The sequence below is a fragment of the Archangium violaceum genome (assembly GCF_016859125.1).
GTDB lineage: Bacteria > Myxococcota > Myxococcia > Myxococcales > Myxococcaceae > Archangium > Archangium violaceum_A.
Map to the genome: position 1 here is coordinate 5342551 of NZ_CP069338.1, position 14885 is coordinate 5357435.

A 14885-nucleotide genomic window follows, 5' to 3' on the forward strand; every position below is an offset into this window, starting at 1 on the left:
GAGCTCAGACCCTTCCCAGGGCGAAGCCCTTGGCGATGTAGTTGCGGACGAAGTAGATGACGACGGCGCCCGGCACGAGCGTCAGCACGCCGGCGGCGGCGAGCAGGCCCCAGTCCATGCCGGCGGCGCTCACCGTGCGCGTCATGGTGGCCACGATGGGTTTGGCGTCCACGGACGTGAGCGTGCGCGCCAGCAGCAACTCCACCCAGCTGAACATGAAGCAGAAGAACGCCGTCACGCCCACGCCCGCGCGGATGAGGGGCAGGAAGATGCGCAGGAAGAAGCGGGGGAAGCTGTAGCCGTCGATGTACGCGGTCTCGTCGATTTCGCGCGGCACGCCGGACATGAAGCCTTCCAGAATCCACACCGACAGCGGCACGGTGAAGAGCATGTGGGACAGGGCCACGGCCCACGGCGTGTCGAACAGGCCGATGCTCGAGTAGAGCTGGAAGAAGGGCAGGAGGAACACGGCCGGGGGCGACATGCGGTTGCTCAGCAGCCAGAAGAAGAGGTGCTTGTCCCCGAGGAAGCGGTAGCGCGAGAAGGCATAGGCCGCGGGCAGCGCCAGCAGCACGGAGAGCACCGTGTTGATGCCCACGTACGTGAGCGAGTTGATGTAGCCATCGCGCCAGGCCGGGTCGGTGAAGATGATGACGTAGTTGGCCAGCGTGGGGTTGCGCGGCCAGGGCGAGAAGCCGCCGAGGATCTCCTCGGTCGTCTTCAACGACATGCCCACCAGCCAGTAGATGGGGACGAAGCTCAGCAGCAGGTAGAGGGGGACGGCGAGGCGTTTCATTTCGCCTCCTGGGTGCTCGTCATGGCGGTGTAGAAGACGTAGCTGAACAGCAGGATGACCAGGAAGTAGACGAGCGAGAAGGCCGCCGCCGGTCCCAGGTCGAACTGTCCCACCGCGAGCCGCGTCAGGTATTGGCTCAGGAACGTGGTGGCGTTGCCGGGCCCGCCTCCGGTGAGGACGAAGGGCTCGGTGTAGATCATGAAGCTGTCCATGAAGCGCAGCAGCACCGCGATGGTGAGCACGCCCTTGAGCCGGGGCAGTTGGATGTAGCGGAACGTGGCCCAGGCGGAGGCGCCGTCGATGCGGGCGGCCTGGTAGTAGGCCTCGGGGATGGCGCGCAGGCCCGAGTAGCACAGCAGCGCCACCAGCGGCGTCCAGTGCCACACGTCCATGAGCAGCACCGTGAGCCAGGCGTCCAGCGCGTTGGCCGTGTAGTTGTACTCGAGGCCGAGCGCGTTGACGGCCACGCCCAGCAGGCCGATGTCACCCCGGGCGAAGATCTGCCAGATGGTGCCCACCACGTTGAAGGGGATGAGCAGCGGCAGGCCCATGAGCACCAGGCACACGGACGCGGCGCGTCCCTGCTTCGGCAGCACGAGCGCCAGTGCCACGCCGAGGGGAAGCTCCAGCGCCAGCACCGCCAGCGAGAAGCCGAGCTGCCGCCGCAGGGCGCCGTGCAGCTCGGGGTCCCTCAGCACCTTGCGGAACCACTCCGTGCCCACGAAGACACGCTGGTCCGGTCCGAGGATGTCCTGCACCGAGTAGTTCACCACCGTCATCAGGGGGATGACGGCGCTGAACGCGACGGCCACCAGCACGGGCAGCACCAGCAGCCAGGCGCGTTGTTGGGTGGGTTTGCTCATGAGATGGCACGGCCTCCGGCGTACAGCGTCGTCCAACGGGGCGGCAGCTCCAGCCAGCACACCTCGCCAGGGGCGAGCCGCTCCTCCTCGGGCAGCCGCACCTTCAATGTCTGCGCTCCCAGGCGCGTGGTGGCCAGCTTGTGCCGCCCCAGGTCCTCCACCTGTGTCACCTCCACGCGCACCGAGGAGGGAGTGCCCTCGCGCACGCGCCGCGGGAACTCGGGGCGGATGCCGAGCAGCAGCTCGCCTCCGGCCGACTTCGCCCTCGCGCACACGCCCGCGTCCAGGGGCAGCCGCTGTCCCTCCACCACCACCGCGCCATCCTCCACGGTGCACGGCAGGAGGTTCATCCCCGGGCTGCCGATGAAGTAGCCGACGAAGGTGTCCTCCGGGCGCTCGAAGAGCTCCTGCGGCGTTCCCACCTGCACCACCCGGCCATGGTTCATCACCACTACCCGGTCCGCGAGCGTCAGCGCCTCCACCTGATCGTGCGTCACGTACACGAGCGTCATCTTCAGCTGCTCGTGCACCTTCTTCAGGTTGCGGCGCAGCAACCACTTCACGTGCGGATCGATGACCGTCAGGGGCTCGTCCAGGAGGATGGCCGCCACGTCCCGGCGCACCAGCCCTCGTCCCAGCGAAATCCGCTGCCTCATGTCCGCGGAGAGCCCGCTCGCTCTCTTGCGCAGGTCCGGGGTGAGCTCCAGCAGCTCCGCGACCTCTTCCACCCGCTTCCGCGACTCGTCCCGCCCCGCGCCCCGGTTGCGCAGCGGGAAGGCCAGGTTCTCGAAGACGGTCATCGTGTCGTAGATGACGGGGAACTGGAACACCTGGGCGATGTTGCGGTGCTGCGGCGGGGCCTCGGTGACGTCCACGCCGTTGAAGAGCACCTGCCCGCGCGTGGGCCGCAGCAGGCCGGAGATGATGTTGAGCAGCGTCGTCTTCCCGCACCCCGAGGGCCCCAGCAGCGCGTAGGCGCCGCCGTCCTCCCAGACGAGCTCCAGGGGCCGCAGGGCGTAGTCCTTCTCGGACGCCGGTGCGGGGACATAGGCGTGGGCGATGCCGCGGAGCTCAATCCTGGCCATTCGCGGGCTCCTCGGGGGTGAAGGGGGGCGCGGCCACCAGCCGGCCCTCGGGTCCGAACACGAACATCTTCGATGGAGGGACGAACAGCTCCACCGGCGCGCCGTACGGGTGCCGGTGCACGCCCTCCACCTGCGCGCCGATCGCGAGCCCCGCGTGCGCCGCGTGGACGAGCGTCTCGGAGCCGCTGATCTCCTCCACCTCCACGTGCGCGAGGATGCGGACATCCTCGGGGGAGACCCGGGTGAGCCGCACGTGGTGGGCGCGGACTCCCAGGCGGTAGCGGCCGGGCGCCAGGCCTCGCAGGTGCCCGGACAGCGGGAAGCTCACCTCGGGCGAGAGGCGCGCTCCCGCGTCCGCGGTGATTTCGACGTCCCACAGGTTCATCTGCGGATCGCTGAAGACCTGGCCCACGCGCTCGGTGGCGGGGGCCTGGTACACCTCGAGCGTCGGGCCCTGTTGCAGCAGCCGCCCCTCGTCGAGCACCACGGTCTTCCCGCCGAGCAGCAGCGCCTCGGTGGGCTCGGTGGTGGCGTACACCACGACGGCGGGGCGGTCGCGGAAGAGCTGCCGCATCTCCGCGCGGAGCTCCTCGCGCAGCTTGTAGTCGAGGTTCGCCAGGGGCTCGTCGAGCAGCAGCAGCGAGGCGTCCTTCGCCAGCGCGCGCGCCATGGCCGTGCGCTGTTGCTGACCACCGCTCAGCTCCGCGGGAAGCCGTTGCAGGAAGGGCTCCAGGCGGAGCGCGGCGGCCGTCTCGCGCACGCGCCGATCGATGTCCTGCTTGCCGAGCTTCCCGGCCAGCCGCAGGGGCGAGGCGATGTTCTCGTAGACGGTGAGCGAGGGGTAGTTGACGAACTGCTGGTACACCATGGCCACGTCGCGGCGGCGCACGTCCACGTGCGTCACGTCGGCCCCGTCCGCGAGCAGCCGCCCCGAGGTGGGTTTGTCGAGCCCCGCCATGAGCCGCAGCAACGACGTCTTCCCGGCACGCGTGCGACCCAGCAGGACGATGAAGGCTCCGGGTTCGAGCTTCAGGTTGATGTCCGCGAGGTGTAACTCGCCGTCCACGACGCGAGTGACCCTGTCCAACTCGATGCCATGCTTCACCCGGTGTATCCCCTCGATGTGTGTTACGCCGTGAGTGACCGCGGCGCGCATCGTAGGGAGAGGGTTCGTGTCCGGTCCAGCACGGTTGTACCCATTCCCATGACCGCGCGCGTCGTGCCTCCCTCCCCTCCGGGCTGGCGGAAGGTTGACACTTGGACTCAAGAGAGTGTTCCCCGGCGCGGGGCTCGTGCACAAGCTGGATGGAGCCTTGTTCTCCCTAGAACCCCGCACCCTGTTGCAGACACTGAAGGCGGAAACCCGCCCACACCACGAGCGTGCCGAGCGCGTGGTGCGCCTCATGTCCCCGGACCTCACCCTTTCCGGATACAGGCGCCATCTGGAGGCGCTCCACGGTCTCCATGCCCCGCTGGAGGCGGTCCTCGCCGAGCGGCTGGAGGGACTCGCCTCCGAGCTGCGCCTCGCCGAGCGATGGAAGCTGCCCTGGCTGGAGGAGGACCTCCGGGCGCTCGGTCACGACGAGGCTTCGCTGGCCCGCCTGCCCCGGCTCGCGCATCCGCCGTCCCTGCCAGGGGTGCCCGAGGCGCTCGGCGCCCTCTATGTGCTGGAGGGCTCCACCCTCGGCGGCCAGCTCATCCTGCGTCACCTCACGCGCCACTTCGAGGGCGTGTCCGCGGGCCGGTTCGTGTACTTCCGGGCCTATGGCGAGGCCGTGGGTCCCATGTGGAAGGCCTTTGGCGAGGCCCTGCTCCGCCTGTGCCCGGATCCGGCGCTCGCGCCCCGGGTGGTGCGGGGAGCCCAGGACACCTTCGATGCCTTCGAGGCATGGCTGCGCGAGGTTCATGTCGATGTCCCCTCCCCTCTCTGACGTGGACCTTTCGCAGTGCGAGCGCGAGCCCATCCACCTGTTGGGGGGCATCCAGCCCCACGGGGTGCTGCTGGCCTTCTCGGAGCCTGACCTTTCCTTGAAGGTGGTGAGCGCCAACACCGGGGAGCTGTTGGGGCGTGCGCCAGAGACGCTCCTGGGCCGGTCACTGGAGGAGGTGCTGCACCCCTCGTCGCTCGTCATCCTCAACCGGGCCCTGTCCTCGTCCGCCCTGGGGAACCTGCGCATCGAGGCCGCGGGCCGCTTCTTCGTCGGCCTCCTGCACCGCCGTGACGGACTGGGGGTGCTGGAGCTGGAGCCCGCCTCGGAGTCCACCAGTGAGGAGGAGGCGCTGGCCAGGGTGGACCAGCTCCTCTCGCCGCTTGCGGGTGCCCAGGGCGCGAAGGGGCTGCTCCAGGCGGCTGCCGAGGCGGTGCGCGCGCTCACCCGCTTCGACCGGGTGATGGTGTACCGCTTCGACGCGGACTGGCACGGCGAGGTGGTGGCGGAGAGTCGAGAGCCGGAGATGGACGGCTTCTTGGGCCTGCACTTCCCCGCCAGTGACATCCCCGCGCAGGCCCGCGCCCTCTACACGCGCAGTACCCTGCGCCTCATCGCCGACGCGCGTGCCCGACCCGTGCCCCTGGTCCCCGCCGTGCTCCCGTCCCTGGGGCGCCCGTTGGACCTGTCGGACGCGGCCCTGCGCAGCGTGTCCCCGGTGCACCTGGAGTACCTCGCCAACATGCGGGTGGGGGCCTCCATGTCCATCTCGCTGCTGCGGGACGGGCGGCTGTGGGGCCTCATCGCGTGTCACCACCGCGCGCCCCTGCTGGTGCCGGCCTCCACGCGCCGCGCCTGTGACGTGTTGGCCCGGCTGGTGTCGCTGCAGCTCGCGTCCGAGGAGCGCGCCAGCATGGCCTCCGAGGTCGCTCGCCGCGCCCACCTCCAATTCCAGATGGTGGAGCGGCTCTCCTCGGAGTCGGGCTCCTTGTCCTCGGCCCTCTCGAAGCAGGGGGACCTGTTGCTCGGCCTCACCGGCGCGGGTGGTGCGGCGCTGCTGCTCGGCGATGCTCCCATCCTCGTGGGCGCCACGCCCCCCGTCGAGGAGGTGACGGCGCTGGCCGATTGGCTCGCCGGGCGGCGATTCGACGGCACCTTCCACACGGAGCGCCTCGGCGCGCTCCACCCGCCAGCCGCCGAGTACACGGACCTCGCCAGTGGCCTGCTCGCGGTCCGGTTGGATGAGCACGCCCCGCGTTTCATCCTCTGGTTCCGCCCCGAGGTGGCCCGGACCGTCACCTGGGCGGGCAATCCCCAGAAGCCGGTGGTGCCCGGGCCCGGTGCCAACCGTCTCCATCCGCGTGCGTCCTTCGAAGCCTGGCAGGAGACGGTGCGCGGGGCGAGCAGCCCCTGGACTCCGGAAGACCTGGCCACCGCCGTGAGCTTCCGCGGCGCGCTGGTGAGCGTGCTGTTGCGCCACGCCGCCGCCCTCGCTCGTTCCAACGCGGAGCTGGATGCCTTCGGTGGCACTGTGGCGCACGACCTCAAGGAGCCGCTGCGCGGCATCCAGCAGTACGTGGGCTTCCTCCTGGAGGACCATGGCAACGAGCTGGGGGCCGACGGGCGCCAGCAGCTCGAGGAGGTGCGGTGGCTCGCCGGGCGCACCCAGGGCCAGATGGATGCCCTCTTCGAGTACAGCCGGGTGGGGCGCGTGGAGCTGGCCTGGGGACAGGTGGACATGCAGTCCCTGGTGGACGAGGTGCTGCTCTCCGTGTCCGCTCGCTTGCAGGAGAACCGGGTGGAGGTCGGCATCCCCCGGCGTCTGCCCCAGGTGGAGTGTGACGGGGTTCGCATCCAGCAGGTCTGGGCCAACCTCTTCACCAATGCCGCCAAGTATCACCAGCCAGGTGAGCCGCGTTGGATGGAGGTGGGTTTCCACGCTCCGGGAGAGCCCCGCCCCACCCCAGCGCGACGGCGGCCGGATGAATACGTCTTCTACGTGCGAGACAACGGCATCGGCATCCCCGCGCGGTTCCATGAGGACATCTTCGAGATGTTCCGCCGGCTGCACCCCGCTCATTCCTATGGCGGAGGGAGTGGGGCCGGGTTGGCGATCGCCCGGCGGCTCGTCCAGCTGCATGGCGGCGAGCTGTGGGTGGAGTCGGCGCCCGGCCAGGGCTCCACCTTCTTCTTCACCCTGGGCGAGAGGCGGCGGTGATGAGATGACGTCGGAGCGCCCCCTGCTGCTCGTGGAGGACAGTGACCCGGACGCGGAGGCGCTGCTGCGGGTGGCTCGCAAGCTGCCGCTCTCCGCGCCCGTGGTGCGGGTGCGGGACGGAGAGTCCGCGCTCGACTACCTCTTCCTGCGGGGCGAGTACGTGGGGGCACCCCGGCCCGTGCTCGTGCTGTTGGATCTGCACCTGCCCGGCATCGGAGGCCAGGAGGTCCTCTCCCAGCTCCGGGCCGACCCGGCCTTGCGCTCCCTGCCCGTCATCATCTTCTCCAACTCCTCGCACAAGTCGGACGTGAGCGCGGCGTACGCCGGTGGCGCCAACAGCTATCTCTTCAAGCCGGACGGTCCCGCCGAGCTCCAGGAGGCCGCGCACGCGCTCGAGCGCTTCTGGTTCAGCGCCGCGCTGCTGCCCGGTCCGGAGGACGCGTCGGGATGAGCCTGCGCGTGCTCCTCGTCGACGACAGCCTCGCGGATCTGCGGGCGCTGCGACGGGCGCTCGAGAAGGACCCGGAGGCTCGGTGGGAGGTGGAGCAGGTCAGCTCCGCCGAGGAGGCCCTGGAGCGTCTGCGGAACCCTCCGCTGCCGGACGCGCTCGTGCTCGACTTCCACCTGCCGGGCATGGATGGGGTGACGCTGCTGCGCACGCTGCGTGAGCAGTGCGGTGAGCGGATGCCGGCGGTGGTGGTGTTCACCGGCAGCGGCAGCGAGCGCGTGGCGGTGGAGGCGATGAAGTCCGGCGCCCACGACTACCTCCTCAAGGATTCCTTCTCGCCGGAGCGCCTGCGTCACAGCCTGCGCAACGCGGTGGATGCGGTGCGCATGGCGCGCGAGCTGGAGGAGGGCCGCCGCCAGACGGAGCGCGCCGAGCGGGCGGCGCGCGAGGCGCTCGCGGTGCGTGACGAATTCTTCGCCATCGCCACCCACGACCTGAAGGGGCCGCTGCAGAGCATGCTCCTGAGTACCCGGCTGCTGCGCCGTCATCTGCCCGCGGAAGCGCGCACGCCCGAGGTGGAGTCCCGATTGGAGCAGATCCTTCGCGGGGCGCGGCGCATGGGCGAGCTCATCGACCACTTCCTGGAGGTGACGCGCGGAGGGGAGCGCCCCTTGCGGCGCGAGCCGATGGATCTATTCGCGCTGGTGAGGGCGAAGGTGCGCGAGCTGGGGCCGCTGGGGTCCACGCACCCGGTGCACATGCACATCGACGGCGCGAACTTCCTGGGCCGCTGGGACGTGGCGAGCCTGGAGCGGGTGCTGGACAACCTGCTGGGCAACGCCGTGAAGTACAGCCCCCGGGGCGGCTCCATCGATGTGTGGCTGAGCGAGGAGTCCCCAGGACCCGAGGGGTGGATCCGCCTGTGCGTGCAGGACCAGGGCATGGGCATTCCGGCCGCGGACCTGCCCCACATCTTCGAGCGCTTCCGCCGGGGCCGGAATGTGGCGCCGGTCATCTCCGGCAGCGGCGTGGGGCTCGCCAGCGCGCACCGGTTGGTGGCGCTCAACGGCGGAACCCTCACCGTGGAGAGTGAGGAGGGCAGGGGCTCGACCTTCATCGTGCGCCTGCCCCGAGGGGTGGGCGTGCGCGAGGCCTCCTCGGAGCAGTCCGCCTGACGCGCTCCCCGCCCGGGCCGCCGCTCAGGGCGACGAGGGCAGGCTGCCGCGCAGCATGAAGAAGATGACCACGCCCGTCACCGACACGTAGAGCCAGATGGGCGCCAGCCATCGCGTCACCTTCCGGTGCCGCTCGAAGGCGTTGCGCCACGCGAAGTAGAAGGACAGCAGCGCGCCCGGCACCACGAACATCGACAGCAACACGTGGCTGGCGAGGATGGTGAGGTACACCGCCTTCAACACCCCGCCCCCGGCGTAGCGCGTGTCGCCGTGCACGAAGTGGTAGGCGAGATAGCACACCAGGAAGAGAGCCGAGGACGCGAACGCCGACACCATCAGGTACTGGTGCACGCGCCGCGCCTTGCGCCGGATGGCCACCCAGCCCGCGGCGAGGAACACCGCCGCCAGCGCGTTGAGGCTCGCGTTCACCGCCGGCAGGAAGCGCAAATCCAACCCTCCCACCGGCCCTCCTCGGCGTATGAGAAGGATATACCCAAGAAATGAGAGAGCGGCGGCGGACACCACCGCCGTGAAAATGTAGAAACTCCGGTCACTTACCCGGGGGAGGGGAGCGTGTGCGGCGTCGGACATGGCGCCCCTTTCTGTCCTGACCCGGGCCCGCACGCAACCCGTCAACTCCCGCTGCACAATTGCAGGAGCAAGCGTATAGCCATTAACAGGAATTCCTGGCATAAGGAGACGTGTAGTGTCCCCCCCGCTGCATTTCCGGAGGTTCACGTGCGCCTCGCACGACGCTTCCTCGCTCCCCTGGCCACCGTCGCCGCCCTCGCGGCGTCCCCCGTCCTCGCGGATGGGCCGGTGTGTGCCCCGGTGACGAAGGTTCCCCTCGAGCGCCACCTGCGCCAGCTCTCGCTGGATCTGCTCGGCCGCCCGCCCACCTATGAAGAGTACGAGGCCGTTCGCGCCAAGGGCGAGGTGACGGTCGAGGACGTCCGGGCGCTGATGGAGCAGGAGGAGTTCTACACGCGCATCCGCGCCTACCACCGCGCGCTCCTCTGGAGCAACATCAACTCCAGCATCAACAACAACAACAACTCACGCCTGTACGGCAATGGCTCGGCCACGGAAGCGCTGTCGCTGCGCAGCAACAGCAGCGTCCCGCTGCGGGGCGGCAACGGCCAGGGCTGTGACAGTTACCTCGCCCAGGACGTGTGCGACGCCCGGCAGGATCCGCATGCGGACCCCGCGCTTCCCACGACCGCGGACGCCTGCGCCAAGGAGCGCTACGACGAGCGCGGCGTGCCCAAGCCGGTGAGCTGGGACTACAGCACCAACTACTACACCTGTACTCCGCTGAACGCGACCGGGTGCTCCGCGACGGCCCTGGGCAGTGACGCGAAGTACCTCTACTTCTGCGACATGCGGCGGGCGACCAGTGGCGCGGACGCGGGCAAGCTGAAGCCGTACGTGTGCAAGCCCACGTCGGCCAACTTCTCCTCCGAGGTGCTGGATGGGGCGGGCAGGGTGGTGGCCTTCGAGTACCCCAATGCTCCGTCCAATGTGTCGGTCAAGCGGCTCGACCGGTGCACCCTGAACCTCTCCTTCAAGAACGGCATCAAGGGCTCCTACACGCCGCAGGTCGGCTGCATCCAGCGCGAGGGCTACGTGACGCGGCCCGCGCCCTTCTGGAACGCCGGAGGCCCGGACGTGAGGGTGTGCGCCATCGAGGCGCAGACGCGTACGGCCAACCCGTGGACGATGGAGCCCTGCACCACCTCGCGCTTCAACGGGGACCGCTCGTGCGGCTGCGGCGAGGGCATGGCCCGCTGCGAGTCTTCCGACAACAATGGCTCCACCCACAAGGCCCGCGTGGCGGCCATCAACACCGAGCCCGAGCTCATCGCCGAGTCGGTGGTGCGCCGCGACGAGCCCTACTTCAACCTCCTCACCACGCGCCGCTCCTTCGTCAACGGTCCGCTGGCCGCGCTCTATCGGGATCCGCAGCAGGGCCTGGGTGTCTTCAACGTGGCGCGCCCGAAGGACCCGAGCGTGGTGCCGGAAGTCCCCTACGCGGAGACGGACTCCTGGAAGGAGTACGTGCGCGGGCCCGAGCACTCGGGCGTGCTCACCACGCCCTCCTTCCTCTACCGCTTCCCCACCCAGCGCGCGCGCGTCAACCACTTCTACGCGGCCTTCCTCTGCAAGAGCTTCGCTCCGCCGGACAACGCCCGCCAGCCGGCCGCAGAGGACGCGTGCAACCGGGAGAACAACCTGGCCAAGCGCTGCGGCTGCAGTTACTGCCACGCCACCATCGAGCCCACCGGCGCCCACTGGGGCCGCTTCGCCGAGCGCTCCGCGCAGTTCCTCGATCCGGAGCACTTCCCCCGCTACGATCCCAAGTGCCGCGACTGCGCGCTCTCCGGCAACACCTCGTGCAACAACGAGTGTGGCCAGTACGTGATGCAGGCCTATGACGGCGATGGGGCCCAATCGCTGGGCATGCTCAAGACGTACCTCTACCGCACCGCGGACGAGGAGGAGAACATCGACGGCGGCCCCGAGCTGCTGGTGGAGCGCATGCTGCAGACGGGAGACCTGGAGCGCTGCACGGTGCGGCGCGTCTGGCAGGAGTTCCTCGGCCGGCCCATGTCGGCGGAGGAGCAGCGCATGTACCTCGAGCCGTTCGCCCAGGAGTTCGCGCGCGACGGCCACCGCTTCAAGGCGCTCATCGAGCGCGTGGTGATGTCCGACGCCTACCGGAGGATCGACTGATGCGACGCCTGCTCTTGTTCGCGCTCCTCGCGCTCGGCGCCGCCGGCTGCGAGAACACCCAACCCACTCCGCCCCCGGTGGATGGCCAGCTCGAGCCCGTGGGCAACCCGCACGGGGACATGGCCACTCCGCTGCCGGACCCGGAGCTGCAGGACGGCCGGGTGGGACGCGCTCCGCGCCGCCTCACCGTCAATCAGCTCGCCCGCTCCATCGAGGTCGCGGTGGGCAGGTCCTGGACGGATATCGACAGCGTGGCGGCCACGCTGGGGCGCGCGGACTACGCGCTCGTCAACTCGGAGAGCACCGAGCCCAACCTCGTCTTCGCCAAGTTCCTCGACGACGGGGCTCGCAAGGTGTGCCTGGCCCAGGCGAGCGCCGAAGTGAAGTCGACGGATCCCCGGACGCGCGTGCTCAGCCGGACCCTTCCCTCCGGCGCGGTGGGGGATTTGAGCAAGCTCACCGATGCCCAGGTGGGTGAGCTGCTCGTGTACCTGTCCACCCGCTTCTGGGGCGTGCCGCTGGAGGGCGAGGAGCTGACGCGCTGGGTGGGCTTCTTCAAGAAGGCGGCGGCACGCGGGGAGGTCATCAAGAAGCGGGACCAGGCCCTGGCCGCCGTGTGCATCAGCCTGATGACGGACTCGCGCTTCCTCACCTACTGACGGCTCCGGGAGATGCAGCCATGAAAAAGAACCACGAGACCTCCATCGGGCGCCGCACCTTCCTGAAGGCCGCCGCGGGCTTCATGGGCTCCACCCTGTTCGGGGGCCTGCCCTTTCGCGCCTTCGCGCAGACGGCCGCGCTCAAGCCCGCGGACCGCTGCTTCGTCTTCGTCTACTTCAGCGGAGGGTGGGACCAACTGCTCGCCCTCGATCCGAGGGACCCCGACATCTTCACCCCCGAGCGGGTGGCGGAGACGCGCATCCTCCCGGGTTACGATCTCATCAACAGCCCCTCGCTCTTCCCCGACGAGCGGCCCTTCGTGCCGGCGACGCGCCCGGGGGCGGCCCGCTCCAACATCACCTTCGGTCCGGCGATGAGCAAGCGGCTGGCGGCCCACTATGATCTCATGACGGTGGTGCGTGGCATCAACATGACCACGCTCGCGCATGAGGAGGGCATGCGCTACTTCATCACGGGCAAGCGTCCCATCGGCGCCGCGGCCCGTGGCTCGTCCACGGCGACGGAGATCGTGGGGCAGATGGTGCCCACCCAGCCCATCCCGTCCATCGCGTACAACGTGGAGTCGTACAACGAGGGCTACCCGGGGAGCGCCAACGCGCTGAAGGTGAGCAAGCTGAACGACCTGTTGCTCACGCTGTCGGCGAGCACCACCGTGCTCGACAGCGAGCTGGAGAAGCAGCTCGTGGACTTCCGCGGTCAGCCCATCACCTGCGAGCAGGCGGCGTACGGCGCGGGCGGCGTGGGTACCACGTACGCGACGAGCCGTGGGCAGATGCAGCAGGTGCTGTCGGGCAAGCTGAACGAGAAGTTCACGTTCGAGAAGAACCGGGCGGTCATCGACCACTACGGACTGTCCGCCACGGGCACGACGAGGAGCGGGTCCTACGACAACCCGTCGGGACGGGCGGCGCTGGTGGCCACGGCGCTGAAGGAGGGCATCAGCCAGTGCGTGTCCATCAACCTGGTGGGAGGCCTGGACACGCACTTCGGCTCGCAGTTGACGCACGCGAACAACCTGTTCGCGGGCTTCGACGCGCTGGGCAAGCTGGTGGATGACCTGCGCGCCAGCCCGCATCCGTCCGGGGGCAACTTCATGGATCACACCACCATCCTGGTGTACTCCGAGTTCGCCCGCACGCCGCTCATCAACTCCACGAACGGGCGGGACCACCACCTGGCGAACAGCTGCCTGCTGATGGGGGCGGGGCTGAAGCACAACAAGGTGTTCGGCTACACGGGCGACATCGCCATGGCGCCGGCGGTGGTGGACCTGAAGACGGGTGCGGCGGATCCGAACAACGGGACCAACATCCTCCCCGAGCACATCATCGCGACGGTGCTGGCGTCGGCCGGACTGGACTACAGCATCACGCGAGTCGAACCCCTCAAGGCCCTCCTGGCGACGTGATGAAGACTCGAGCCGTGTTCCGTGTACGCCCCCTCTCCCTCCGGGAGAGGGTTGGGGTGAGGGTATGTTCTCTCCTGCTGGGGGGCCTGTTGTCCGCCTGCGGCTCGCCATCACTCCCTTCGGACCACCCGAGTCCCGAGCCCTTCAAGCCGGTGCAGACGAAGACGGATGCTTCGCTGGCGGCGGCGTCGGGGTTCGCGGACCAGACGGGCGGAGGCATCTTCGCGACGGCGACGGGCGAGGCCCTGCGGCTGCGGTTGGACGGGACGCGGGGCGCGTTGGAGAACCACCCGGGGAACACCGTGGCGCCGGGGCGCGTCCACGCCGTCTTCCGGATGGGGGCGGGCTCGGCGCTGGTGGAGGCCGACAACGGTCTCTTCCTGGCGCAGTCGGGCTGGCTCATCGCGCCACCCTGGCGCGAGGTGTTGGGGACGGGGCTGAGGGCCACGGCGGCGACGGCGGATGGCGCGGTGTGGCTCGGACATGACTCGGGCCTCTACCGGCTGCAGGACGGCGCGATGTCCTCGCTGCGGGTGGACGGAAAGCCGCTGGATGGCATCACCAGCCTGGCGGCGGCGAGCGAGAATGGGACCGAGGCCCTGTGGTTCCTCCGTCAGGAGACGCTGTGGACCGCGGTGCGGACGGCTCCGGGGACCTGGCAGGTGAAGCAGGCCGAGGCCCCGCTCGTGGAGAAGGAGCGCCCGCTGGTGGTGGTGGGGCTGGGGGCCTCGGAGAAGGGCAAGGCGGAGGCGTGGGTGCTGACGTCGGAGCGGCTGCTGCGGCGAGCGGCGGACGGGTGGCGGCAGGTGGCGCTGGCGCAGACGCCCACGCAGGTGCTGGCGGCGGGGCGCTTCGTCTGGGTGAGGGCGGGCGACAAGCTCCTCTCCTATGACGCGGACGCGGACAGGTGGGGCGAGGCCACGGGCGTGGACACGCGCGAGTTCCGCTTCCTGGCGGCCGACGAGAGTGGCTGTGCGTGGGTGCAGCTGGGCGCGGAGACGGTGGCGCTCAGCCGGGGGCCGGTGCCGCGGGTGCTCGGCCTGCTCGAGGGCATGCAGGTGGTGGAGGACACGCTGGTGGTGCGCGCGCGCGTGGCGCCGGGCGTGGCGCCGCTGAGCCTCACCTTCGAGGTGGCGGGCGTGCAGGTGCCGGTGCGCGGGCCCGAGTACAGCCTCGGGGGCGCGGAGGCGGATGGGACGCCCAGGCCCTATTCCTTCGTGGGGCTGGAGCCAGGGCCGCACACGCTGAGCGCCGTGGCGCTCTACGCGGACGGCACGGAAGCCCGGCGCTCGGTGGTGTTCGACTACCAGCCCCTCTCCACGGTGGCGCTCGGCTGGGACAAGGACATCCGCCCCATCCACGAGTCGCGCTGTGCGAACTGCCATGTTTCTGGGCCGGGCCGGCCGCTGGCCACGTATGAGCTGTGGAAGGAGAACGCCTCGCTCATCATCGCCGCGGTACGCGAGCAGCGCATGCCGGCGGATGGCCCGTTGGACCCGCAGCTCATCTCCCTCATCCAGCGCTGGGCTGCCACCGGCGCGAATCCCTGA

13 protein-coding genes are annotated in these 14885 nt (G+C 69.7%); 8 read left to right on the forward strand and 5 right to left on the reverse strand.

From position 1 onward, the window contains the following. Positions 1-4: 4 nt before the first annotated feature. Genes JQX13_RS22905 through JQX13_RS22920 form a run of 4 tightly spaced genes read right to left on the reverse strand, consistent with a single transcriptional unit; the run spans position 5 to position 3849 of the window. The gene (locus JQX13_RS22905; protein WP_203411049.1) at positions 5-796 is read right to left on the reverse strand and encodes a carbohydrate ABC transporter permease; all 792 of its coding nucleotides are present in this window, start codon (positions 794-796) and stop codon (positions 5-7) included. Continuing rightward, positions 793-1659: a carbohydrate ABC transporter permease gene (locus JQX13_RS22910; RefSeq protein WP_203411050.1), complete on the reverse strand. Its 867-nt coding sequence runs from the start codon at positions 1657-1659 to the stop codon at positions 793-795. The genes JQX13_RS22905 and JQX13_RS22910 overlap by 4 nt, the downstream gene beginning before the upstream one ends. Continuing rightward, a complete protein-coding gene (locus JQX13_RS22915; RefSeq protein ID WP_203411052.1) occupies positions 1656-2744 on the reverse strand; it encodes an ABC transporter ATP-binding protein in 1089 nt (362 codons plus the stop codon). Before JQX13_RS22915 ends, JQX13_RS22910 begins: the two co-directional genes overlap by 4 nt. Continuing rightward, a complete protein-coding gene (locus JQX13_RS22920; RefSeq protein WP_239015037.1) occupies positions 2731-3849 on the reverse strand; it encodes an ABC transporter ATP-binding protein in 1119 nt (372 codons plus the stop codon). Before JQX13_RS22920 ends, JQX13_RS22915 begins: the two co-directional genes overlap by 14 nt. 208 nt (positions 3850-4057) lie before the next feature. On the opposite strand from JQX13_RS22920, the gene JQX13_RS22925 reads away from it, so the two are divergent. From JQX13_RS22925 to JQX13_RS22940, 4 genes are read left to right on the forward strand one after another with little or no spacing between them, the layout of a single operon-like run. Continuing rightward, a complete protein-coding gene (locus JQX13_RS22925; RefSeq protein WP_203411056.1) occupies positions 4058-4675 on the forward strand; it encodes a biliverdin-producing heme oxygenase in 618 nt (205 codons plus the stop codon). After that, positions 4656-6890 carry an ATP-binding protein gene (locus tag JQX13_RS22930; RefSeq protein ID WP_203411058.1) on the forward strand — a complete coding sequence of 745 codons (2235 nt, stop codon included), beginning with the start codon at positions 4656-4658 and terminating at the stop codon, positions 6888-6890. The genes JQX13_RS22925 and JQX13_RS22930 overlap by 20 nt, the downstream gene beginning before the upstream one ends. Positions 6891-6894: 4 nt before the next feature. After that, positions 6895-7341, forward strand: a complete 447-nt coding sequence (locus JQX13_RS22935; protein WP_203411059.1) for a response regulator — start codon at positions 6895-6897, stop codon at positions 7339-7341. Beyond that, on the forward strand, positions 7338-8513 hold the full coding sequence (locus JQX13_RS22940; RefSeq protein ID WP_203411060.1) for a hybrid sensor histidine kinase/response regulator: 1176 nt from the start codon (positions 7338-7340) through the stop codon (positions 8511-8513). Before JQX13_RS22935 ends, JQX13_RS22940 begins: the two co-directional genes overlap by 4 nt. A gap of 24 nt (positions 8514-8537) precedes the next feature. Here the strand turns inward: JQX13_RS22940 and JQX13_RS22945 are convergent, their stop codons facing one another. Continuing rightward, on the reverse strand, positions 8538-9104 hold the full coding sequence (locus JQX13_RS22945) for a DUF420 domain-containing protein (RefSeq protein ID WP_203411061.1): 567 nt from the start codon (positions 9102-9104) through the stop codon (positions 8538-8540). Positions 9105-9251: 147 nt separating this feature from the next. On the opposite strand from JQX13_RS22945, the gene JQX13_RS22950 reads away from it, so the two are divergent. The 4 genes from JQX13_RS22950 to JQX13_RS22965 are packed head-to-tail and all read left to right on the forward strand — an operon-like array spanning position 9252 to position 14885. Continuing rightward, complete coding sequence (locus tag JQX13_RS22950) at positions 9252-11246, forward strand: DUF1585 domain-containing protein (RefSeq protein WP_203411062.1); 1995 nt, start codon at positions 9252-9254, stop codon at positions 11244-11246. Next, entirely contained in the window at positions 11246-11905 is a 660-nt protein-coding gene (locus JQX13_RS22955; RefSeq protein WP_203411063.1) for a hypothetical protein, read from the forward strand. The genes JQX13_RS22950 and JQX13_RS22955 overlap by 1 nt, the downstream gene beginning before the upstream one ends. 20 nt (positions 11906-11925) lie before the next feature. Then, a complete protein-coding gene (locus JQX13_RS22960; RefSeq protein WP_203411064.1) occupies positions 11926-13335 on the forward strand; it encodes a DUF1501 domain-containing protein in 1410 nt (469 codons plus the stop codon). Between the two features lie 56 nt (positions 13336-13391). Further along, on the forward strand, positions 13392-14885 hold the full coding sequence (locus JQX13_RS22965) for a hypothetical protein (RefSeq protein WP_203411065.1): 1494 nt from the start codon (positions 13392-13394) through the stop codon (positions 14883-14885).

Coding starts and splice junctions, on each gene's coding strand:
- JQX13_RS22905 (WP_203411049.1), bottom strand. CDS start 796: ATGAAACGCCTCGCCGTCCCCCTCTACCTGCTGCTGAGCTTCGTCCCC.
- JQX13_RS22910 (WP_203411050.1), bottom strand. CDS start 1,659: ATGAGCAAACCCACCCAACAACGCGCCTGGCTGCTGGTGCTGCCCGTG.
- JQX13_RS22915 (WP_203411052.1), bottom strand. CDS start 2,744: ATGGCCAGGATTGAGCTCCGCGGCATCGCCCACGCCTATGTCCCCGCA.
- JQX13_RS22930 (WP_203411058.1), top strand. CDS start 4,656: ATGTCCCCTCCCCTCTCTGACGTGGACCTTTCGCAGTGCGAGCGCGAG.
- JQX13_RS22935 (WP_203411059.1), top strand. CDS start 6,895: ATGACGTCGGAGCGCCCCCTGCTGCTCGTGGAGGACAGTGACCCGGAC.
- JQX13_RS22940 (WP_203411060.1), top strand. CDS start 7,338: ATGAGCCTGCGCGTGCTCCTCGTCGACGACAGCCTCGCGGATCTGCGG.
- JQX13_RS22945 (WP_203411061.1), bottom strand. CDS start 9,104: ATGTCCGACGCCGCACACGCTCCCCTCCCCCGGGTAAGTGACCGGAGT.
- JQX13_RS22955 (WP_203411063.1), top strand. CDS start 11,246: ATGCGACGCCTGCTCTTGTTCGCGCTCCTCGCGCTCGGCGCCGCCGGC.
- JQX13_RS22960 (WP_203411064.1), top strand. CDS start 11,926: ATGAAAAAGAACCACGAGACCTCCATCGGGCGCCGCACCTTCCTGAAG.